16 protein-coding genes and 1 pseudogene are annotated in these 21822 nt (G+C 37.9%); 6 read left to right on the top strand and 11 right to left on the bottom strand.

Annotation, left to right across the window (positions count from 1 at the left end; translation table 11 throughout):
• Positions 1 to 261 precede the first annotated feature (261 nt).
• The 4 genes from rpoZ to CMT41_RS17950 all read right to left on the bottom strand — a co-directional run bounded on the left by rpoZ (position 262) and on the right by CMT41_RS17950 (position 3759).
• On the bottom strand, positions 262 to 549 hold the full coding sequence (gene rpoZ / locus CMT41_RS17965) for a DNA-directed RNA polymerase subunit omega (protein WP_057183385.1): 288 nt from the start codon (positions 547 to 549) through the stop codon (positions 262 to 264).
• 166 nt (positions 550 to 715) lie between these two features.
• Positions 716 to 1372: a guanylate kinase gene (gene gmk, locus CMT41_RS17960; protein ID WP_083494328.1), complete on the bottom strand. Its 657-nt coding sequence runs from the start codon at positions 1370 to 1372 to the stop codon at positions 716 to 718.
• Positions 1373 to 1617: 245 nt separating this feature from the next.
• The gene (locus CMT41_RS17955; RefSeq protein WP_057183383.1) at positions 1618 to 2808 is read right to left on the bottom strand and encodes an amino acid aminotransferase; all 1191 of its coding nucleotides are present in this window, start codon (positions 2806 to 2808) and stop codon (positions 1618 to 1620) included.
• A 240-nt stretch (positions 2809 to 3048) separates the two neighbouring features.
• A complete protein-coding gene (locus CMT41_RS17950) occupies positions 3049 to 3759 on the bottom strand; it encodes a DUF445 family protein (RefSeq protein WP_057183381.1) in 711 nt (236 codons plus the stop codon).
• 85 nt (positions 3760 to 3844) lie between these two features.
• On the opposite strand from CMT41_RS17950, the gene CMT41_RS17945 reads away from it, so the two are divergent.
• The gene (locus tag CMT41_RS17945; RefSeq protein ID WP_058028045.1) at positions 3845 to 4708 is read left to right on the top strand and encodes a peptidylprolyl isomerase; all 864 of its coding nucleotides are present in this window, start codon (positions 3845 to 3847) and stop codon (positions 4706 to 4708) included.
• Positions 4709 to 4899: 191 nt separating this feature from the next.
• Positions 4900 to 6408: a conjugal transfer protein TraF gene (traF, locus tag CMT41_RS17940; protein WP_058028044.1), complete on the top strand. Its 1509-nt coding sequence runs from the start codon at positions 4900 to 4902 to the stop codon at positions 6406 to 6408.
• 21 nt (positions 6409 to 6429) lie between these two features.
• On the opposite strand, the gene greB is transcribed toward traF, so the two are convergent.
• On the bottom strand, positions 6430 to 6912 hold the full coding sequence (gene greB, locus CMT41_RS17935; RefSeq protein WP_058028043.1) for a transcription elongation factor GreB: 483 nt from the start codon (positions 6910 to 6912) through the stop codon (positions 6430 to 6432).
• A 315-nt stretch (positions 6913 to 7227) separates the two neighbouring features.
• Between greB and CMT41_RS17930 the strand changes: the two genes are divergently transcribed.
• Together CMT41_RS17930 and CMT41_RS17925 are read left to right on the top strand one after the other, a co-directional pair.
• Positions 7228 to 7464: a helix-turn-helix domain-containing protein gene (locus CMT41_RS17930; RefSeq protein WP_058028042.1), complete on the top strand. Its 237-nt coding sequence runs from the start codon at positions 7228 to 7230 to the stop codon at positions 7462 to 7464.
• A gap of 225 nt (positions 7465 to 7689) precedes the next feature.
• The gene (locus tag CMT41_RS17925) at positions 7690 to 10629 is read left to right on the top strand and encodes an NACHT domain-containing protein (protein ID WP_058028041.1); all 2940 of its coding nucleotides are present in this window, start codon (positions 7690 to 7692) and stop codon (positions 10627 to 10629) included.
• Between the two features lie 260 nt (positions 10630 to 10889).
• Here the strand turns inward: CMT41_RS17925 and CMT41_RS18830 are convergent.
• A pseudogene (locus CMT41_RS18830) lies at positions 10890 to 11009 on the bottom strand (transcription elongation factor GreB); the annotation flags it as partial.
• Positions 11010 to 11248: 239 nt separating this feature from the next.
• On the opposite strand from CMT41_RS18830, the gene CMT41_RS17920 reads away from it, so the two are divergent.
• On the top strand, positions 11249 to 13627 hold the full coding sequence (locus CMT41_RS17920; RefSeq protein WP_058028040.1) for a Tex family protein: 2379 nt from the start codon (positions 11249 to 11251) through the stop codon (positions 13625 to 13627).
• A gap of 758 nt (positions 13628 to 14385) precedes the next feature.
• Here CMT41_RS17920 and CMT41_RS17915 read toward each other — a convergent pair.
• From CMT41_RS17915 to CMT41_RS17895, 5 genes are all read right to left on the bottom strand, one after another.
• The gene (locus CMT41_RS17915; protein ID WP_058028039.1) at positions 14386 to 16020 is read right to left on the bottom strand and encodes a methyl-accepting chemotaxis protein; all 1635 of its coding nucleotides are present in this window, start codon (positions 16018 to 16020) and stop codon (positions 14386 to 14388) included.
• Positions 16021 to 16154: 134 nt separating this feature from the next.
• Positions 16155 to 16514 carry an ATP-binding protein gene (locus CMT41_RS17910; protein WP_058028038.1) on the bottom strand — a complete coding sequence of 120 codons (360 nt, stop codon included), beginning with the start codon at positions 16512 to 16514 and terminating at the stop codon, positions 16155 to 16157.
• Between the two features lie 396 nt (positions 16515 to 16910).
• The gene (locus tag CMT41_RS17905) at positions 16911 to 17108 is read right to left on the bottom strand and encodes a hypothetical protein (protein ID WP_058028037.1); all 198 of its coding nucleotides are present in this window, start codon (positions 17106 to 17108) and stop codon (positions 16911 to 16913) included.
• A 180-nt stretch (positions 17109 to 17288) separates the two neighbouring features.
• The gene (locus CMT41_RS17900; protein ID WP_058028036.1) at positions 17289 to 18383 is read right to left on the bottom strand and encodes a DcaP family trimeric outer membrane transporter; all 1095 of its coding nucleotides are present in this window, start codon (positions 18381 to 18383) and stop codon (positions 17289 to 17291) included.
• An 817-nt stretch (positions 18384 to 19200) separates the two neighbouring features.
• Positions 19201 to 21294, bottom strand: coding sequence for a S9 family peptidase (locus CMT41_RS17895; protein ID WP_058028035.1), 2094 nt, complete (start codon positions 21292 to 21294; stop codon positions 19201 to 19203).
• A 270-nt stretch (positions 21295 to 21564) separates the two neighbouring features.
• On the opposite strand from CMT41_RS17895, the gene CMT41_RS17890 reads away from it, so the two are divergent.
• Positions 21565 to 21786 carry a hypothetical protein gene (locus CMT41_RS17890; RefSeq protein ID WP_058028034.1) on the top strand — a complete coding sequence of 74 codons (222 nt, stop codon included), beginning with the start codon at positions 21565 to 21567 and terminating at the stop codon, positions 21784 to 21786.
• Positions 21787 to 21822 lie beyond the last annotated feature (36 nt).

Raw genomic sequence — 21822 nt, 5'->3', positions numbered from 1 at the left:
CATTAAGTTTATGATCTTGTTGTCGGCAGGGAAAATAAATCAGGGCAAGGTGTACTATTGACCAATAGCTGGCTATTGGCATTGAGAGCAACGTCGCCTTGGCGTATTTTAACCAGCACCAGTGGCCAGTAACTTAGTTAAACTGCTATTTAAAGCTGAGCGAATAAAAAACGCGTAGCCTATTTTCTGAGATAAAGCAGAATAAGGTACGCGTTTTAAGTGCTTAAAACTAAAGCCTTCTCTAGATAGAAGGCATCAACTCTAGCTTAATTCGTCTTGTTGACCACCAACAATCGCGGCAACAGCATCTAATTCAGCTGTATCTCGCTGGATTTGCTGTTGACGATCAGAAGCATCCATAATTTCGGTAGTAATTAAGCCTGCTTCGATTTCACGCAAAGCAATTACCGTTGGTTTGTCGTTTTCGACGTCAACCAATGGTTCTTTTCCGCCCGTTGCGATTTGACGAGCACGACGTGATGCAACTAGCACCAAATCAAAACGATTACCGATTTTCTCTACGGCCTCTTCAACAGTTATGCGAGCCATCCGGTCACTCCAACTAATAAACAACTTACAAAATAGCTGCGTAGTCTACTGCCCACTCACTAATTAAGCAAGCAATACCATGTCTATTAAGTTATATCCCACTCAATGGAAATTAATAGCATTGGTATTATCGCCACACAACCAAGGGCATATCTTATTATAGTACTTATTTAGCAGTTTTTGTTGCTTCATTATTTAATAGCGTGCTAAATAATTCTTGTTGGGCAATGCTTTGCTGGCGGCATTTTAGCCGTTGATTATTTACCACAGTAGTTAGATCAAGCAAGGCTTGGTCGAAGTTGTCATTAACGATAATGTAATCAAATTCATGATAATGAGAGCATTCTGCTTGCGATTGCGCCATACGGCTGGCTATTACTTCATCACTGTCTTGGCCGCGAGCTCGTAAGCGACTTTCTAGCTCTTCTTTTGAAGGCGGGCTAATAAAAATAGTGGTTACGTTCGGTTTTTTCATGCGAACTTGTTGAGCGCCTTGCCAATCAATATCAAGAAATACATCAATACCTTGGGCAAGTTGTGCATCGATAGCGGCAGCAGACGTACCGTAATAGTTACCAAATACTTCCGCATACTCATAAAAGGCATGGTTATTTATTTGTTTTTTAAACTCGGTAACACTAACAAAATGATAATGTTCGCCATTATTTTCACCAGGACGAGCATCTCGCGTGGTATGAGAAACTGATACCTGCATAGCTCTGGCTGATGTTTGCTTATCTTGCTTTAGTAAAGCCTTAATAAGGCTTGATTTTCCGGCACCACTTGGTGCAGAAAGAATAAATAAATTACCGGGAACAATCACAGGGCTTTCCTTTAAAACAAACTTGCATCACAGATGAGTAGTACTAAATTGAGTAATTAATTACTCCGTTTAGTTATAAATTTTTGCCAATAAAAAAGGCTGGGCATTATTTTACTCTATTAGAATAAAAAAAGCTCAGCCTGTCTGACGGTAAGCAATATTAATTTTTGTATTTGCGCGATTACTTTTCTTAAAAATAAGCCGCCTAGCGTTATTGCTAGTAGGCGGGAACTTGTTCGCGCTTTTTACAATATTTTAGCAATAGATTTTGCTAAGTAATCAACATTACTATTGGCAATACCAGCGATACTCATACGGCTAGAACCGACCATATAAATGCTGTATTCATCTTGTAGCTGTTGCACTTGCTCAGGGGTAATACCTAAGAAAGAGAACATACCACTTTGACGTTGAATAAAGCTAAAGTCGCGAGTTACGCCATTTTCTACAAGCTTATCAACGATTAATTTGCGGTTGCCATTAATGCGATCACGCATTTCTTTTAATTCGCCATACCATTCATTACGTAGTTCATCTGAACTTAGGATAGTTTCTACAATAGCCGCACCATGTGCTGGTGGCATAGAATAAATAACACGTATCACATAAAGTAAGACCGACTTAGCGATATCAACCGCTGTGCTGGATTCACCTATGATGGTACAAGCACCAATACGGTCTCGGTATAGACCGAAGTTTTTCGAGCATGAACTACAGACGATCATTTCTTTAACCGTGTCAGCCATTAAACGTAAACCGTAAGCATCTTCGTCTAAACCAGCGCCAAAACCTTGGTAAGCCATATCAATTAACGGCATGAAACCAACATTTTTAGCGACTTCAGCAACTTGTTGCCATTGTTCTTTGTTTAAATCCATACCACTTGGGTTATGACAACAAGCGTGTAATAACACCACATCATCACTGCTAACTTCTTTAAGCGCATTTAACATGCCATCAAAGTCTAAGCTTTTGTTTTCATAATCGTAATAAGGATACGTTTTAACGGTTAAACCCGCAGCTTTAAATAAACCGGTGTGATTTGCCCAGGTTGGATTACTTACCCAAATGGTAGCGCCGGCTTTACAAGATTTGATAAATTCAGCAGCAACACGTAAAGCACCAGTACCACCAGGGGTAGATACGGTACGAGCACGATTTTGGTTTAATACTTTATGCTCAGCGGTAAAAATAAGCTTAGCCATTTCATCGTTGAATAACTCTGAACCAGTAGGACCAATATAAACCTTGGTGTCTTCTGTCTTTAGGCGATGTTGTTCGGCTTTTTTTACACAATTAAGTATGGCAGTGTGACCTGCTTCATTTTTGTATACGCCAACACCTAAATCGATTTTATTTGGGTTGTTATCTTTTCTATATTTAGCTAATAATCCAAGAATTGGATCGGCAGGCAAAGCCTTTAAACTACCAAACATGACAGAAGTTTACCTTATGTTAGAGGAGAGTTACCTCAATAAGGCATCATCGCGCTTATGAGTCTAAACTCTCTAATTTTTAATCACTCAAGCATAACGTAAAGTTAGGGCGCAATTAAAGAGATTTCTATGCCATATAGTGACAAAACTAAGATTAATTTGTACGGATTTTGGCTTTATTTTATAAGTGCCATCGAGTTGTTCAATAAAACCCTGAATAGCTATCAGGGTAAATAATAATTAGAAACTATTAGTAAGTGCTGCAACCAGGCCAATAACACCACCAAATATACCGCCCCAGACCACTAACCAACCTAAGTGTTTTTTGATCATTTTTTGAATGATCTCTTTGACTAACAGCGGTGTTAATTCACTGAGGCGCTTTTCGATAATATCGCTAACTTTATCCCGTATACCGGAAATCATATCCGGTTGTTCTAATTCTTCTCGCAGTAGAGTATTAAATTGCTCACTTTGGGTGATTTCCTGCATGGCGAGTTTCATCTTGGCAATAAAGGGTTCTCTCATTGGCTGAATTGCTTCACTGCCGCCAACCATGTCAAGCATAGGTCCAAATGACGATTGTTCAATAACTTCAACTAAACTATTGAATGCCGGACTAAGGTCGACTTTATCAATAACGGGGGCTAAGTTAATGGTGCTGGCTTTACCTGAACTGTCAGAAAGAAATCGGTCGATGTTTGCTTCGGTAAAAAATTCTTCCATCATTAATTGACCAATGGCTACTTTGAATTCTTCAAAACGCGCAGGAATAACGCCAGAGCCGTATAGTAGTGGTACTTTTTCAAAGAGCATATGCACGGCAAGCCAGTTAGTGATAGCACCAGATAAAGCAAAAAGTCCCACAGTAAAAAGAAGATGTTGTTCGCTAACATAGCCCGCTAATGTAAAAGTTAATGCAATAAGGTTGGTAATAAGGCTTTTGTTCACGAGCTACTCCACAATGATTTGGTTAAATAAAGGCGGCTATGATAGCATTTAATTTACTTTCCTTAAAAATAGATGCGATTGTGCCATGAAAGTTACTTTAAAAATTGTGCTGACGTTAGCAACGTTATTTTTTATTAGTGTTTGCGGTGCCGATGATTCTTCGTGGCGAAAATTGTCACTGAACAATACTGTGTTATTAACCTTACCCCATGGCCAAGTGGTGATCGAATTGGCGCCACAATTTTCGCCAAAAAATGCCGCGCAATTTAGCAAGTTAACGCAACAAGGTTTTTATGATGGTACCAAGTTCTATCGTGTTATCGACGGGTTTGTTGCGCAAGCCGGGCCAAAAGATGGTAGTAAAAAAGACAAGTCCGTACCGCTATTAGCAATGGAATCGGAATGGCAAACTGATAGTAAATGGACCTATACGCCAGTACAGCAACACGATTTATTTGCCCCGCAAACTGGCTTTAAACAGGGTTTTGCTTTGGCTTATCAAGCAGGTGAAAATGATAGCCTAGGTACAGCGTGGTTAACACATTGCCCAGGTACTATAGCAATGGCTAGAAACAATGCTGCGGATTCTGCCTCGAGTCATTTTTACTTTGTTATTGGCCAAGCGCCGCGTTATTTAGACCGAATTATGACCATATTTGGTCGCGTGGTTTATGGTATGCAACATATTCAAGCAATACAGCGCACTGCAGTTATTGACGGCGATGATGCAGTTGAGCCGGGTCACTTTACTAAAATAGTCAGTATGCAGTTAATGAGTGATGTAGCAAAAGCTGAGCAAATACATCTTGAAGTCGAGAATACTGAATCAACGGCATTTGCCGAGCGCTTGGTACAACGCCGTACACGCGACAGTGCCTTTTTCTACAAAAAACCACCGCCAGTACTCGATGTTTGCCAAATTCCAATTAGAAGTAGGCTAATTAAGTAAATATTAAGCTAGTTTAACCGTTAACTAGCTAATTCCACTAGCGGCAAGTGGCATGAGTATAGTCGCTTGTATAAAGTTGTCATTATTTGGTGGTTTTATTGCTTTATGAAGGTGTAATATTATCAACATGTTAAACTAGGTTATTAATAGTAGCTGTTACCTATCACTAATAACTAATTAGGGTCGATATTTTGCCGTCATTAAGCTTATTAAAAACACGTTTTCTTGAACTAACCGCTAAGCACAATGCCATAGCTGTTGTTACTTTACTCAGTCTGTCCGCACTAAGTAGCAATGCTTGGGCAGACATTCAACCCCGCAGTGCTAGCCTTAATTATTCGCAAAAATCATTATCTAATGCCGGTAACCCTGCGGCGGCGGCCTTAATTGTTGCCCGAAAAGATCCGCAGGTGATGACGGGGGGCTCTATCGAATTGGGTGGCGGCATTGAATACGGCAATCTCGATGAATTATTTGCCAAAATCGATGAATTATCTTTTTTGTTTAATCCACCCGGTGCAGGCGATGATGGTAGTCAGCCATCTGAACCACCATCATCGCCAACAGTAGAAAACCCAAGCAGAGATTACACTTGGCAAGATCTCTTTGCCAATACTCCTGAGTTAGCCGATCGCCTTGATATCATTAAAGTCAAAATAGCCACTACTGCAGCAGCGTTAGCTTTGATTGCTACTGAGGGCTATGGCAAAGCCGAAGCCACTAGTAATGCCAGCTTTGTGCTGAGTAAAGACTTATTAGGTGGTACTTTATTGTTTGGCATGTCTTTTAAAGGTAATTCAAAAGCGGTAGGGATTTTTGAGGATATTAACCTTGATGTCGAGCAAGCGCGAAGTGAGTTGCAAAGAATTCCGACTTTTACTGAAAATGACCCAGTGCAAGAGCTTGATCTCTCCGGCGGTATCAGTTTATTTTATAATCCGGCCAATAATAAATTCAAAATGTCTGTGGACAATGACAGTCTATTATTGATTAAAGCGGCAAAAGTATCACAGTTCTCCTTGTCTTATAGTCGTAAGGCACTGGCAAGTGATGCAGGAGATTTATACTGGGGGGTTAAGCCGACTTTTTATCGTGTTGGTTTAACGAATGTCGGTACGCGTATTGGTGATATTACCGATACCGAAGGCTTGTTTGACGATATAAAAAATGCTGACTTTATTTATGAGAATGGTTATGACCTTGATTTAGGTATTGTTTGGGCAGCTGATCATTATCAGCTGGGTGCTGCATTGACTAGCTTATTCGAACACACCTATGACTTTCCTGAGCTTGATAGACGGCGGTTTAGTTCCGCAAGTATTCTCAGCCTGTTGAATGAGCACGAGGTATTTACCATGGAACGTCAGCTGAAGCTTGAAGCCGGTATATATACCGATCAGCGCCATTGGAGCTTAAATGTTGAATTAGATGCTAACCCTATTGATGACCCTATGCATGACGAGTATCAATGGTTTACCTTAACGGCAGGCTATGCTGGCGATAGTTGGTGGTTACCCAGCGCACGTTTAGGTATGAGCAGAAATTTAGCCGGTACTGGCTTGGGTTATGTTAATGCCGGCGTTACCGTACTGAAATTTATTAATCTTGATGTTGCCACTACCATAGATAAGGTTATTTTAAATGGAAATGAGCTGCGGCGCGGCATTAATCTGCGTTTAGGTATACAATTTGATTACTAGCTGGCTAGCACAATAGTGCTTTTATAATGTAGCTTTATAGCTAATCTGAATAATATCAAAAACACGCTCACCTTCAGGGGCTTGTACTACCACTTCATCGTCAATGGCTTTGCCTAATAATGCGCGAGCCATAGGCGAATCGATACTGATTTCTCCTCGTTTAACGTCCCATTCATCCGGGCCAACCAGACGATAAACCACTTCAATATCATCTTCAGTAACTAAGGTCACCCAAGCACCAAAAAATACCCGTCCTTCTTGCTGGGGATCTGGATAGACTATATTTAAGTCTTCGGTACGCTTCATTAAAAAACGTACTCTTCGGTCTATCTCACGTAAACGGCGCTTGCCATAGATATACTCAGCATTATCACTGCGATCGCCTTGCGCTGCTGCTTCACTGACTGAGCGAGTAACTTTAGGGCGTTCATCTTTCCAAAGAAATTTTAACTCTTTATCTAAACGGTCCCAGCCTGCGCGGGTAATGTAATTTGATCTTTTCATAGCAAGATATCTTTTATTGGTTTCGCTTCGTAGCACATAATATCAATAATAATCTGTTTATTGGTATAAGTATTGGTTGTTTAACCTTCAATCGTTTATCGATTTTTACTACATGAGTTTTATAGGGTTTCTCTATAAGCCAAAATAAAGTGACTATATATAAAGAATAACTAAGTAATTTAGCGAAATGTTGTTGTGTTTTTAGTTGAAATTAACGGTGTATATCTTTGGTAATTATTGATAATGGGAATATAGGGCGTGGTGCCAAAGCCCTCAACATGAAAACCTAATTATTTTGCCTCTAGGGAAAATTTGGTGAGTGATTTAGTTAAAGAATTTGGTGAAATGTTACGCTTAAAGCGTAAATCTGCAGGTTATTCTCAGGAAAGCTTTGCTGCGTATGTTGGCATTGAAAGAGGAAATTACGGCAAGATGGAAAGAGGTGGTGTAAATATTAAATTAGAAACTTTATACAAACTCACTAATGCATTAAATTGTGAATTTGAAGAAATAATGCCATCAAGACGAAAGCATAAAATTAGCCTAGATTAGCTAAAATAGACCTAATGCAGTAGTTACTGGTCCTGAAGTCTTTATTTATTAAGTCTTACCCCTAAAGTTTTATGACTGTTTATCTTTTATTCTACGTACAATAATAGCTGTAACCCATTGAAAAAATAACTGTAATTAGCGCTGGCTAAATTCATTTGTGTTAGTCTAATTTAGTTAACGTTTAAATAATCAAAGTTTGTCTTACATAAAGGATTGAATAGCAAAATGAGCAGTCTACTAATCAACGAATTGTTGAAGCAAAAGGAATCGGAGTGGTTAGAGTTTAAATCATATTGGTATTGGAAAGCAGCCGATAAAATCACTCCAAAAGCGATAGGTGAATTTTTAAAAGATTTTACTGCTTTATTTAATACTTATGTAGATAAAGGAACAAAAAAATACTTCATTATAGGCTTTGATGAAAAAACAAAAGAGTGTAACAACTACAATGAAGATAGAAATGGAAAGGTAATTCCTTTTTTTACTGGACTAGATGATTTCAAAGTTTATATTGCAAAAAAAATAAAATTAAATTTTAAAGCTATACCTAATGAAGTTAAAAATAGTCTTGAAGATATTCAAGATTTTTTTAAGCTTGAAGAAATCAATTTTCAAGGAAAAAAATTGCTTGTTATTCAATTTAATCAAGCGCCATTCTGCTTAGAATTAACAAAAGAATTACAGGGTAACGCTTCATTTAAAATTGGCAATTTATTAATTAGAAAAAATAAAGTTGATGGTGAACCTGAAAATGGAATTGCAAATCATGAAGATTCAGTAAAGCTCATAGAACAAGTTAAATTAATCAAAAAAAATGACTTTCCAGATAAAATAATTAGTATTGATAAATTAGTTCGATCATTCGTAAATAAGACGATGCCTCTAGCACAAATAACCTGCTCTGCGAATAAGGAATTTAAATATGAACTTTTTAAGCTTGTAGATGAATACATAGGCTCTTTAAGTATTCTTTATTTTAATAAAAATACTTCTCAAGACAAAACTATTGCTCATTTAGTCACAGAACAACATATCACGCCTAATGACAAGGTTATTTTAATTACTGATAATGCTAATAAATCAGGTGGGAAGTTTAATCTTCATCGTATTATCAACATTTTTAAAGAAAAGAAAATTACTATCTCCGCATATACAGTAGAGGATTTTTCTTATGACAAAATTTATAGAGAACCTTTAGATTCCGATATTTTTCATGATGGTAGTTTTGCTATCAACGACTTCATAAGTCCTATGACAACGAGCTCAGATGAGAAGCATGCTGATACTTTGCTATATGAATGGTTCGAAGAAGAGGAAGCTCCATTACTTGTAATTAAAGGTTTAGGCGGCATAGGAAAAACAACTGTTGCAAAGGATTTTCTAGATAAACTTTATAAAGATACAAGTGGAACAGCAAAAATTCTTTTCATCAGTTCACATGATTTAATTAATGAAATGATGAGGCAGGACAGAATTGAAGACATTTTTGATTTTTATCGAGTATTAGCAGAAAAAGAGAATGTTTCTAAACAATTGAACAAGGAGCAATTTGAATTATCAATAGATCATGGAAATCTTATTTTTGTTATAGATGGTATTGATGAGGTAATATCAAAATTAGGAGAGAAATTCGATGTGAGCAGTTTGATATCGGCAATATTTAATGTTTACTCTGATAGCGTATCAAATACTAAAGTTTTATTTACTTGTAGAGATGAGTTTTGGGAACGTTCTCAAATTGATTTTGATATAAAAACACTAACATTAAAACCATTTACGGAAAAATTAGCCTTAGAATATTTTAAATTTCAATTTGGCAACGATGATAAGAAAACCTCTAAAGCTATGGGATATGCCAATACATTTGCTTTAAATGAGAAATCAAAAGAGTATATTCCTTATATTTTAGATATGGTTAAAGAAAACCTTTTATCCACTAATTTAAACCAACATTTTCCTTCTAGTAAAATTTTAATAAAATCAATACCTAATGATTTTTTAATTGGAAAGGTTTGTGAACGAGAGATAGTTAAACTAGATCAAACATCAATAGAGGATCAAGTTGATATCTTTACATCTATTGCCACTCATTATGAAGGCAACATTCATAAGTCTCATTTAAATAAATTACTTAACGATCAGTCAAGTGATCATGATATAGAAAAAAGTATTAGCATTTATATTTCACACCCATTATTAATATATTCAGCCGAAAGTGAAACATTAACTTTCAGGTATGACTTTTTTACAGAGTATTTTAAAGGGATTCATTTATCTAAAATATTTATTAAAAACATCCTAGAAGACATTTCTGAAAATACCAAATCAATAATCACAGAAATTATAAACCTAGATAGCTATGTAGTTAAAATAATAAAACAACGTCTAAGTTTTTTTAAAATTAGTAATGAAGATATAAAAAATGGCGTTTATATGTACATTAATATGCTTATTGAAGACGATGATTGCTTGAAGAATAGGAAAGTAACATCATCTTTATTTTCATTTCTTATCTCATTATTTAATCCACACAATATAAAAGAGCGAACATCTTTATTAATAGATATTTTCTCGTCCGAAGATAATGTTATTAACAATTTATGCTTAATCAACTTCCATACAAAGAGAGATCAAAAGCCTACTTTTGACTTCTCTGGGTATAAACTAGATAACTGTTGGTTGGAAAATTATGATTGTTTCGGTACAAGTAGGTTTAATGATATTACATATTTTAGCAATTCAACTTTTATAGCTCCCCTATTTACAAAGGGAATCAAAACACTATTAAATCGTTCGAACTTCGAACAGAAATCTTGTGAGCTTGTGGGTATCGAAAATAAATTAGTAGAGATAGAGGTTCAAAACCAAAGTCAACAAGAGCAACAAAGAACAAATGTCATAAGGTGCCTGAAGTTATTTTGGAGTAATGGTAGATTTAAAGAAAAATTATTAGTTAATATAAATAAGAAAATGAAAAATCACTCTCATGTATTAGGTATGCTCATTAAAATTGGAGTATTAGAAGTAAGTAGAAGCTCAACAAGTACTCAGGTTTACAATGTATCAAACAAGTTTTCTAACTTAAGAAAGGTAATGGAAGAAAATAACGACTGCGTGGAGTTTGAAAATATCATGACCCAAGTTTTGTTTTCTATTGATGAATAAACTTAAAGCTCCAAAATTATAAATTTGGATTTTTAGTTATCAAAAGAAATATAACACTTAGAATTTACAACCTAAAAAATAGGAATCTTAGCTTAAATATTGAGGGGGTATAGTGGCATAGTTCATTTGCCCATCTAGTTAGAGGTGTTCTCACACATTTCATTAAATAGTATGCGAGGTTAGTACGCATACTATTTATATTTTGTTATTTATCAATACTAATCTATTAAATAGTATGATTATAGGGGTTATAAGAGCCACTCAGCTGCTGCTTCACTGACTGAGCGAGTAACTTTAGGGCGTTCATCTTTCCAAAGAAATTTTAACTCTTTATCTAAACGGTCCCAGCCTGCGCGGGTAATGTAATTTGATCTTTTCATAGCAAGATATCTTTTATTGGTTTCGCTTCGCAGCACATAATATCAATAATAATCTGTTTATTGCTATTAATGCTTTTTTATATGTTTTACCTCATTGCGAGCGATAAAAGTGTAGCAAGTAGCGAACAGAGTACGCTTGGCAGTGAGTAATTTCATTACCTTAGCCTAGGTAATTTTCGTCAGAATAGTTTTCTGTTATCATGTCTGTCTACTCTTAATGCTGTTGGAATTTCAATTTAATGTTAACTATTGCCGAGCAAATTGCTCAAGAACTCAATGTTAACGCGGTACAAATTAATGCCGCTATTACCTTACTTGATGATGGCTCTACCGTGCCATTTATTGCCCGTTACCGTAAAGAAGTCACCCAAGGGTTAGACGATAATCATTTGCGTCATTTAGCACAGCGGTTAAGTTATTTACGGGAACTAGAGGATCGCCGTCAGGTGATTTTAACCAGTATCAAGCAGCAAGATAAGCTTAGCGCTGAGCTGGAAAAATCAATTCAGCAAGCCGATAATAAAACTCGTTTAGAAGACTTATATTTACCCTATAAGCCAAAGCGCCGTACTAAAGGCAAGATAGCCAGTGAGGCCGGTATCACGCCTTTGGCGAATAAACTATTCAATAACTGGCAACTTTCTCCTGAGCAGGAAGCTAAAGCTTTTATAAATGAGGCGGCTGGTTTTGCCGAGGTAAAAGCGGTACTTGAGGGGGCGAGTTATATTTTAGCCGAACGTTTTAGCGAAGATGCCAATTTATTAGCAAAGCTGCGTCGTCACTTATTAAAACAGGCGCACTTAACCAGCAAGCTTGTTAAGGGCCAAGATAAAGCCGCCGCAAAATTTCGTGATTACTTTGAGCATAGTGAGAAACTGAGAACTGTACCTTCACATCGAATGTTAGCGATGTTACGTGGTAGGAATGAAGGTTTTTTACAGCTTAATATTGATGTCGATCCCGGACAAGATGCCAGGGCATGTAGTAGCGCAGAACACATTATTAGTGAGCACTTAACGTTGCGGTTAACTAAACAAGCAGGTGCTGAATTCTTAACCAAGGTAGTGCAATTAACTTGGAAAGCTAAATTAAGTATCAGTTTAACTAATGAATTACTCAGTAGTTTACGCGAGCAAGCAGAAACACAAGCGATCGATGTTTTCTCTAATAACCTTGCTGATTTGTTAATGGCTGCACCAGCTGGACCACAAGTGACTCTTGGCTTGGATCCGGGTTTAAGAACCGGTTGTAAAATTGCCATTGTTGATGGCACCGGAAAATTATTATACACCACCACTATATTCCCGCATGTGCCACAAAAACACTGGGATAAATCCGTGCGCACCCTAGTCAGTATTTGTCGCCAACATAAAGTAGAGCTAGTGGCTATTGGTAATGGCACTGGTTCACGTGAAAGTGACAAATTAGTTGCCGAGGTTATACAAAACTTTAAAGACGATGAAAGTAAATTAACACTCACTAAAATGATTGTTAGTGAGGCCGGCGCCTCTGTTTATTCTGCCTCTGAATTTGCTGCCAATGAATTTCCTGACCTAGATGTATCATTACGTGGCGCAGTTTCTATTGCCCGACGATTACAAGATCCCTTGGCTGAATTAGTAAAAATTGACCCGAAAGCAATAGGGGTTGGCCAATATCAGCATGATGTCAGTCAGAGTCAGCTGAGTAAAACCCTTGACGATGTCGTTGAAGATTGTGTTAATGCTGTTGGTGTTGACTTAAACAGTGCGTCAGCAGCGTTATTGACACGTGTTTCAGGGTTAAACAAAACTATGGCTAATAACATTGTTGCTTTTCGAGATAGCCACGGGCGTTTTACTAATAGAAAACAATTGAAAAAAGTTGCCCGCTTAGGGCCAAAAGCTTATGAGCAAGCAGCCGGTTTTTTACGTATTACTGACGGAGATAACCCGTTAGATCAGTCGGCCTTACATCCGGAAAGTTATGCCTTGGTAGAGAAAATTATCAAACAATTACAACTGAATGTAACTGAGGTACTAAATAACAGTTCACAATTAAAAGCGTTAGATATAAGTCAGTTAACAAATGATGACTTTGGTGAAGTCACGGTCAAGGGAATTATTGAAGAGCTAGCAAAACCAAAGAGAGATCCGCGCCCTGAGTTTAAAACCGCGAGTTTTGCTGAAGGCGTTCATACTATGGCAGACTTAATCCCAGGCATGATACTTGAGGGTGTGGTCTCTAATGTGGCTAATTTCGGTGCTTTTGTTGATATTGGTGTACACCAAGACGGTTTAGTACATATTTCATCAATAACTGATAAGTTTATTAGTGACCCACGTGAAATTGTCAAGGCGGGGGAAATTGTTAAGGTAAAAGTGTTAGAAGTTGATGCGGCTCGTAAGCGTATCAGTTTAACCATGCGATTGGATGAGCAAACTAATGCCCGAGTTAACAAGCCTTATCAAGTTAAGGATAGTGGCAAGCGTGATAACAATAAAACGAAAAATCAGCAAAACAGTAGCCATAATCAAAAAAAACCATCAGCAACGCAAAATAAATCGAAAGTTAAAAAAGGTGATAATGCCGCTATGGGTAACGCTTTCGCCGATGCTTTTGCTAAGTTTAAGAAATAAAAAACAGTTTTATTAAATTAACTGTCGAAATAGTGTTGACTAACGTAATGAGAATGATTATCATTCGTTTCGTTGCTTAGGCAGTGAATGCTCTCTCACTAAATAGGTAACAGTGAAGCACGGAACTTAGTGGTTATGCTCCAGGACACATAACCACTAAGTGACCACTTTGGCATTATACGGAGTTCAATTCGACTTTAAAATTTTTGATGGTTTAGCCAGTAACATTATCTTAATCGATAGGTGTTACTGGTTTTTTTATGCCTGTCATATCAATGTAAGCATTAATAGCAATTTTATTAAATTATTGCCCACTTGTGGGGGGTAAAATAGCCTAAGACTACGTTGCTCTCAATCCCAATAGCTCGCTATTGCTCAATCGAGCGCCTTGTCCTGAAATATTTTTCCTATGCACCACAAGATCACAAACTTAATAAAAGTGGTATTACTTAATAAAAGTTAACAAATAGTGTTGACTATAGTAATGAGAATGATTATCATTTGTTTCGTTGCTTAGGCAGTGAATGCTCTCTCACTAAGTAAGTAACAGCAAAGCATGGAACTTAGTGGTTATGCTCCAGGACACATAATCACTAAGTAACAGCTTTAGAATTCTACGGAGTTCACTTCGACTTTAAAATTTTTGATGGTTTAGCCAGTAATATTATCTTAATCGATAGGTATTACTGGCTTTTTTATGCCATTTGCACATGATCACTTAGTTAGTGCCATTGGTATTGGTATTTTTCAGTTTTAAGCTAAATTTTAAAGCGACTAACAACCTCTGACATGGCATTGCTACTTACTTTCAATTTCTGACTCGTTTCACTAAGCTGCTCGGTGGTAGCCAGTGATTCCTCGGTCATGCCCGCTAAATCATTAATACGTAAATTAACCTCGTCAGCCGCTTGGCTTTGTTGCTCGGTAGCTCTGGCTATTTGTGTATTCATATCAGAAATAACCACCATCAAACGATCTATTTCGTTAAGAGACCCATCGGCTTTTGCTGTTTGCTCTACGGTTTTCAGGGAAATATCTTGGCTGACTTTCACCGCGGCAACAGCTTCTTGAGCTCCAGATTGAAGTTTCTGTATCATTTGCTGAATTTCATTAGTGCTTTGTTCCGTACGGTTAGCTAAGGTACGTACTTCATCAGCCACTACAGCAAAACCACGGCCTTGTTCACCGGCGCGTGCTGCTTCTATCGCTGCATTTAGCGCTAATAAATTAGTTTGTTCGGCAATCCCTCTAATAACATCAAGTACTGAGCCTATATTGTCACTTTCAGAGGCTAAACTAGCGACTACTTTACTAACCTCATCAATATTGCTCGACAGCGTTTGCATTTGCGCAATGGTGTGAGAGATGATTTCTTTGCCGTCCGAGGTGTTATTTCTGGCATCATTAGCCGCTTGCTCAGCAGAGCTAGCATTATCACTCACGTCCTTAATTTGTGAGGTCATTTGTTCCATTGCCGTAGCAACTTGTGCAGTAATATCATTTTGGCTTTGTATCAGCGATTGGGTGGTCTCACTGGCATCAGCAACCGCTTCTGCATGGTCTAACACTTGCGAGGTATTATCGGTGACATCTTGTAGTAACTGCCGCATCTTACCGATGAACTCATTAAAGTATTTAGATAAATGAGAAATCTCATCTTGTCCGCTATCATCTAAAGAGCTGGTCAGATCGCCTTCACCTTGGGCTATATCTTTCATTAACTCGGCGGCGGAGCGGGTCGGCACTAAGATACTATTGCCGATAACGTAACTTAAAACCATAATAATAAAGGCAATAACTAGGCTATCAATGATAACCCTATTACGTTGTTCGACAAAAGTAGCGTCAATATCATCTAAATAGGTACCAGTACCAATAATCCATTGCCAAGGGGTGAAACCTTTAACAAAACCAATTTTGTCGACCGGCTTATCAAAGCCAGGTTTAGCCCATTTGTAATAGACAAAGCCTTGGCCCTTTGCCCGAGTAATATTAACCATATCAATAAATAAAGCTTTACCATCTGGGTCTTTAATACCGCCAATATTTTTACCATTGAGCTGTGGTTTTATGGGGTGCATGATCATAGTCGGGGTAAAGTCGTTGATCCAAAAATAATTATTGGTATCGTAGCGTAAACTTGCAATAATACTTAGCGCTTGCTTTTGTGCTTGTGCTTCAGTTAACTCACCTTTTTGTTGTAAGGCATAATGATGTTCAATAATGCCGTAAGTGCTATCGATTAACTCGTTAGTGGTTGATTTTTTTTGTGCTAGTAATGACTGATATTCTTCCGACAAACTCATGGCATCTAGCGCCGTGAGGCCAATAATAATTAATGCCACCAGCATGGCTAATCTTTGCTGTATGGTGAATTCACGTAAAAAACTCATAGGCTATTCTTCTCTATTTTCAAACTGTATTTATCAGTTTAGTTCAATTTTTATCATAATTACTCAAAGTAAAATAAAAATAAAGTCGTTGATAAAACAACAATTTATTGCTAATCCTGTCAGTGTTTTATCTGTTATAAATCGACCGTTAGCGGGATATTTATTTTAAACGTTTTACCTTGAGCTTGATCAGTAATTAGCTCTATAGAGCCCTTTAATTTTTGCGTAACTAGGTTGTAGACTATATGTGCTCCTAGACCTGAGTCACCTTGGCCTCTTTTGGTGGTATAAAAAGGTTCAAATAATTGTGCTTTAGTGATTTCATCTAACTTGCAGCCATTATCGCCATAAAGTAACTCTATACTTTCAGCTAAGGCTTTAACTTGAATGGTTATTTCGTCACCGCTATCGTTTTGCTCACTAAAGGCGTGTACCAAACTATTGATGATCAAGTTATTGGTGATTTGGGCAATGGCACCAGGGTATGATGCCAACTAAACACAGTCAGCTAATTAATGCCGCTAATGCTTGCGACCTTTTATAACGAGCCGAGATGAAATCAGCAATACTGGTTGAGTGAAATCCATTTTTCAATAGCACCATCTTTTTTAACAATGGCGTCATAAAAATGAAGGTTAATGTAGTGCCTAGGTATAAGGAAACTGGAAAGATTCCTTGTTTAGTCGAGACGGAAATATTGCCAAAAAAGGTCCATGAGGTACAAAAAAAACAGCAAGACTCAAGGCGTAGGTGTTGGCAGAGTTGCGTGTTTTTTTCGCGCTTTTACTGTCCGACTGCCCCATTGAGCCAAGAAAACAGTGAGATAATATAAATGGATAATATTATGATTATCTGGCTAAATGAAATCACTTAGGGCTATTCCTGTAGCGCTAATCAGTTTGCTTGGCGGTGTTATTATCATCCTTTGATGGGCTCAAAGCAGATAATAAAATGATGAATGACCAACTAATAAAAATGAATAACCAAGTCGTTAACAAAGAGACTTCATCGGCGAGGAGCAGCGGTATGATGAAAATCAGAAAAGCGAGTGCAGCTAGAAAGGCTTGTTTGCCGGTATTAGGGGGCATTTTATTAGCCTAAGGTAGGAGAATAATACTTTAGTATAGGTCATAGGATAGACAAGTTAATGCTTTGATATAAAAAAAGGGAAGCAAATGCTTCCCTATAAAACAACCTCAAAAGAGGTTAACTAACGCAAAAGGTCACATTAAATGGCCTCGGTTTTATCTGTGTTTTTCTGGCTCAGGCTAGAGTACGAATTTAGTTGAGAACTGTAAGTACGCTGAGTCGCCAGTTTTGGCGCCCGGTGCATTATCGTCAATGGCGAAACTACCGACTTCAATACCAAAAGAAAGCTGCTTAGTGACGTTGGTGAATAAGTTAACACCAACATGATAGCGCTCTCTATCAGATTCTTCAGTTTCTTGGTAGCCGAAAAACACTGAACTGCGTAAGGTTTCCGTCCAGAAGTGACGATAGGCAGCCATAACAGCAATAGACTCTTCTATTTCTTCACCGACCATATCCGTTGCCGCCGTTACACCAACATAACGACCGGTATTACCCGCATGTAGTTGAAAACGGAAATCATCTTTACCAAAAGTATTAATACGACCAGCAACACCAACACCGACTGCCGCTTCTGTATTGCCTGATTTGCTTTCTAATTGGCGCGCTAAACCGGATAAGGACACATTACCCCAATCGCCCTTAAAGGTGTATTTACCAATAAAGTCTGGAATGCTGTCGTTTGCTGTACCACCTTGGGCAATGTTATTACCGCCGTATGATGCCGGGTTTTCAATGGAAAGTTGTAAGGCGCCCATGGTATAACGAATTTGCCCTTGACGAATAAAGGCCGAGGCCACTAATGGACCACCAAAATCAGCGGCTTCAGCCAGCGAGCTAGTGTTTTGGAACGTGGTCCAGGTTTGGCCAACTAAGATATTTTTGTACTTCACAAAGGCATGGCGTAAACGCACATTTGACGAATTAGAAATGAGTTCATTACCGCCACCTTTAACCGCGTCACCATAAAAATCAATTTCAATAAAACCGGTAACATCACCATGGATATATTTAGTATTAAAGCGAGTTTCATTGGCAGAAATACCAAAGTTTGACTGACTTTCTGCTAGGACAGTGCCACCACCGTACCAATAATCAGTAGCGCCAATATCGCCACTAATATAGCGAGCATCAACTTTCACGTAACCCCCAAAAGTTAGGCTGTCACCGTCATCTAGTTTAATGGTGTAACCGGCATTAGCGGCACCGGTAACTGCTAATAAGGTGGTTGCCAGTACTAATTTTTTAACCTTAAATAATGAATTCTTAAACATGGTATTCCCCATTTTTGCTTACTTATTATAGTGTGACTTATTGTAATGTCTTTGTTGCAATTTTCTGTGTGCTTTTATAGCCGAGTTACTTGAGCTGTTTTGGCTATAAATGCTGCTTGTTATTTTATTTAATGGTGTTTTTTCTTTTTGTTATCTAATAATAATTTAGAGTGTAAAGTGAACAAAAGGAATTAGACCTAAGTCTACATTGCCAGAAAAATCACTTAGACTTTAGTCGATTTTTATTAAAAAGCTTCATTATTTGAAATTTATTGAGCTTTGAGTCCATGCTAAAACCGCCGCAATGTATACCTTGAATAAAAATGGCCGTTGAGACCTGGTGTATAATTTCACTGGTATCTCGTTTGTAGGTTTGTAAGAGGAATTTATCCGTGTTATCGGTAAAAGGTTTAGAGCAGCACTTGTTATGAGTCGGGAAGTAATACCACTTTCATTAAGTTTGTGGTCTTATTGTGCATAGAAAAAATAAATCAGGGCAAGACGCTCGATTGAGAAATTACTGGCTATTGGGATTGAGAGGAACGCGGACGTGAAGTATTTTACCCCCATAAGTGAGCAATAATTTAATGACATTGGTATAACCCATTGATATCAACGGCGCCGGCGTAAATCATCTCAGTACATTGTACTAGCAAGGGGGTTTGAATTTAAGCTAGCATCATTACCGAGCACCTCAGCTAAAGTGGTGGCTAATTGACTAGCTATTTGTATGCAGGGGCGGTTTCTGAAAAGATAAAGACAAAAAAGGCCAAGCACAGCAGTACTTGGCCTTAGGCTAATATTTAGAATGCTTTAATTAGCTTTTTTCTGTTTCTGTTTCTTTTTCTTTTTTCGCCGTTAAGTTCGCCGCATGAGGTAAATCATGTGCGGGCATTGGCTGGTTATCATGTTTTAAGTAGTTATCCATCCAACGCATTAAACGTAAGCTGTAATCGTATTTTGCCGCGGCACGTTTATTACCATGGCCTTCGCCTGGGTAATAAACTAAACGCACGGTTTTACCCCGTACTTTCATGTAACGGTACATTTCCATAGATTGTGCTGGATGCACACGTGGATCGGCTTTACCGTGCATAATGAGTAATGGTGTTTCAGATTGCTCTACCCAATAAATAGGGCTGCGCTCTAAGTACCATTGCCATTTGTCCCAAGGATATGAACGCGCATGAACTAAGTTCATTTCGTTGGAAATATCGGTAGTACCAAACTTTGATAACTGATTAGAAATACCAACAAACATGACACTGGCGGCAAAGTGTTTAGTTAATTTAGTTGCACCCCAAGCTGAAGCATAACCACCGTATGAGCCGCCAGTGATACCCACTTTTTTCTCATTCACTAAACCAATATTAACCAGGTGGTTTTTAAGGTCGACTAAATCATCAAATTCTTTACCCGCGTAATCATTTTGACCCAGTTTAGAATAGTCTACGCCTTTACCTGTGCTACCTCGGTAGTTAGGGTGAAATACCACGTAACCTTGCGCAGCCGCTAATTGGCCAGGACGAGAGTAAGCGGTTAACCAGCCATCTTTATCATGGCTTTCTGGGCCACCGTGCACTGACATGATTAATGGATAACGCTGACCTTTTTTGTAATTAAGTGGATAAATTAACACACCACCAATTTCAACACCGTCACGGGCTTTAATCGTAAGGCTTTCTTGTTTCGCTAAGGCAACATCATTTAACCAAGTATTTGAGTCGGTTAAACGCGTTTGCTTTTTGCCGCGCAGCATAAATACTTCGTTAGGATGCTGAGCACTGTTGGCTTTGACCACAATGGTTTTGTCTGAGTCAGAAATACTCAAGTTAGCGGCGATGAATTGTCCACCGGCAACAATTGTTTGGTATTTGTTAGTGCCAGGCTTTATCTTGGCAACAACAGACTGGGTGCCTATATTGGCGATAAAATATAATTCATTGCGTTTATTAGACCATTCGAAATCACTGACGTGACCGTTAAAATCTGGTAACCAGTTAGCTACTTTGCCTGAGCTAACATTCGCTATAAATAAGCGACCTGTTGCTGGGTCATGCTGGTCTTGAGCACCAAGTAAGGCAACATATTTACCATCATAGGAAAATTCAGCGGCGCCTAATTTTCCTGCGGTAGCAAAAGAAGTTTTAACCGCTTTTTTAGCGATATCAACAATGTGCCATTGTGACTTCATATATTTGTCATCAATTAAGGCGGTAGGTTGAGTTTTTATTAATAACTCTTTACCTGTTGGCGAAAAATGAACATCAGCAACATAACCCTTGATGTCCCATGCTTCAGGTGTGAGCGCTTTATCAGACTGAGTAAGGTCGATTAGGTATAAAAGTTGATTGCTTAGCTCTTCTTCGAAAACTTCGGCTTTAAAGCCTAAATCTTGTAGTTTTTTAACTGATTTTTCTTTGGCTTTTTTCGCCAATATAGCAATTTTTTTATTATCACTGCTCAGCGCATAGTGCGCAATGTTGGTGTCTTTTAACTGCACTGATTTTTGTGCTTGGCCACCGTTGGTAGGGATTTGATAAAGAGCAGTGAATTTATCATCATTCATTTTGGCTAAGAAGTAAATTAATGCACCATCAGCAGACCACTGAATATTTCTAACATTTACTTTGCCAGTAATAAAAGCACGCTCTACGCCTTTATCATTAACTAGGTATAACTCAGCCCAATTTTTACCGTCTTTTTCAACATAGATTTCCCGAGGAACTGAGCGAGTATAGGCAATATATTCACCACTTGGGCTTACTTGTGCTTGGCTAACGGATTGCAAGGTGGCCAGGTTTTCAGCGGTAATAACTTTGCTTGTTTGTTCAGCTGTGGCGACTGAGCAAGTAAGCAAGCCTAAGCTGAGCGCTAAGGCCTGTTTTAACGAGTTTATTTTTAGTTTCATTTCTAGTCCTAGAGGTCTATTTGAAAAATTTCAACGCCCTGAGTTTATGTTTTTTTGAGCGTGAAACCAATGGTAAGTGTATTAAATTCGATGAAAAGAGGAAAAATCGAGATTAAATAGAGGTTACTCGTGTGTATTTTGTCAAATTTATCAATTAGCATAAATGGACAATAAATTAACGTTACTTTATGGCGAGGTTTTCCAAAAATTTTTTGGACCGCCAATGGCGTAGAGTTACTTGAACGGGCTGCCTATTATGGTGTGTTCATTGTGATTACTTTATACCTTTCAAGAATTCTAGGTTTTGATGATATTGAAGCCGCTTGGATCTCAGGTTCATTTTCTGCTGGTTTATATTTACTACCCACTTTTACAGGCGCCTTAGCCGATAAGATAGGTTTTCGCAATTCTTTGCTGCTAGCTTTTGGCTTATTAACCATAGGTTATGCCGGTCTTGCTATTTATACGGCTATTTCACTCATGGTAATTTAAATTTAGTTGTTTAAATTTAGTTGTTTAAATTTAGTT

It is taken from the genome of Colwellia sp. MT41, from assembly GCF_001444365.1.
Taxonomy (GTDB): domain Bacteria; phylum Pseudomonadota; class Gammaproteobacteria; order Enterobacterales; family Alteromonadaceae; genus Colwellia; species Colwellia marinimaniae.
Note: the sequence above shows the minus strand (reverse complement) of the source record. Positions and strands in the feature narration are given on the sequence as shown.

Excerpts from the sequence above, each read along its gene's own strand:
- CMT41_RS17895 (WP_058028035.1), bottom strand. The coding sequence starts at position 21,294 with ATGAAACTAAAAATAAACTCGTTAAAACAGGCCTTAGCGCTCAGCTTA.
- CMT41_RS17900 (WP_058028036.1), bottom strand. The coding sequence starts at position 18,383 with ATGTTTAAGAATTCATTATTTAAGGTTAAAAAATTAGTACTGGCAACC.
- greB (WP_058028043.1), bottom strand. The coding sequence starts at position 6,912 with ATGAAAAGATCAAATTACATTACCCGCGCAGGCTGGGACCGTTTAGAT.
- CMT41_RS17915 (WP_058028039.1), bottom strand. The coding sequence starts at position 16,020 with ATGAGTTTTTTACGTGAATTCACCATACAGCAAAGATTAGCCATGCTG.
- CMT41_RS17925 (WP_058028041.1), top strand. The coding sequence starts at position 7,690 with ATGAGCAGTCTACTAATCAACGAATTGTTGAAGCAAAAGGAATCGGAG.
- CMT41_RS17945 (WP_058028045.1), top strand. The coding sequence starts at position 3,845 with ATGAAAGTTACTTTAAAAATTGTGCTGACGTTAGCAACGTTATTTTTT.
- rpoZ (WP_057183385.1), bottom strand. The coding sequence starts at position 549 with ATGGCTCGCATAACTGTTGAAGAGGCCGTAGAGAAAATCGGTAATCGT.
- CMT41_RS17905 (WP_058028037.1), bottom strand. The coding sequence starts at position 17,108 with ATGCCCCCTAATACCGGCAAACAAGCCTTTCTAGCTGCACTCGCTTTT.
- CMT41_RS17955 (WP_057183383.1), bottom strand. The coding sequence starts at position 2,808 with ATGTTTGGTAGTTTAAAGGCTTTGCCTGCCGATCCAATTCTTGGATTA.
- CMT41_RS17920 (WP_058028040.1), top strand. The coding sequence starts at position 11,249 with ATGTTAACTATTGCCGAGCAAATTGCTCAAGAACTCAATGTTAACGCG.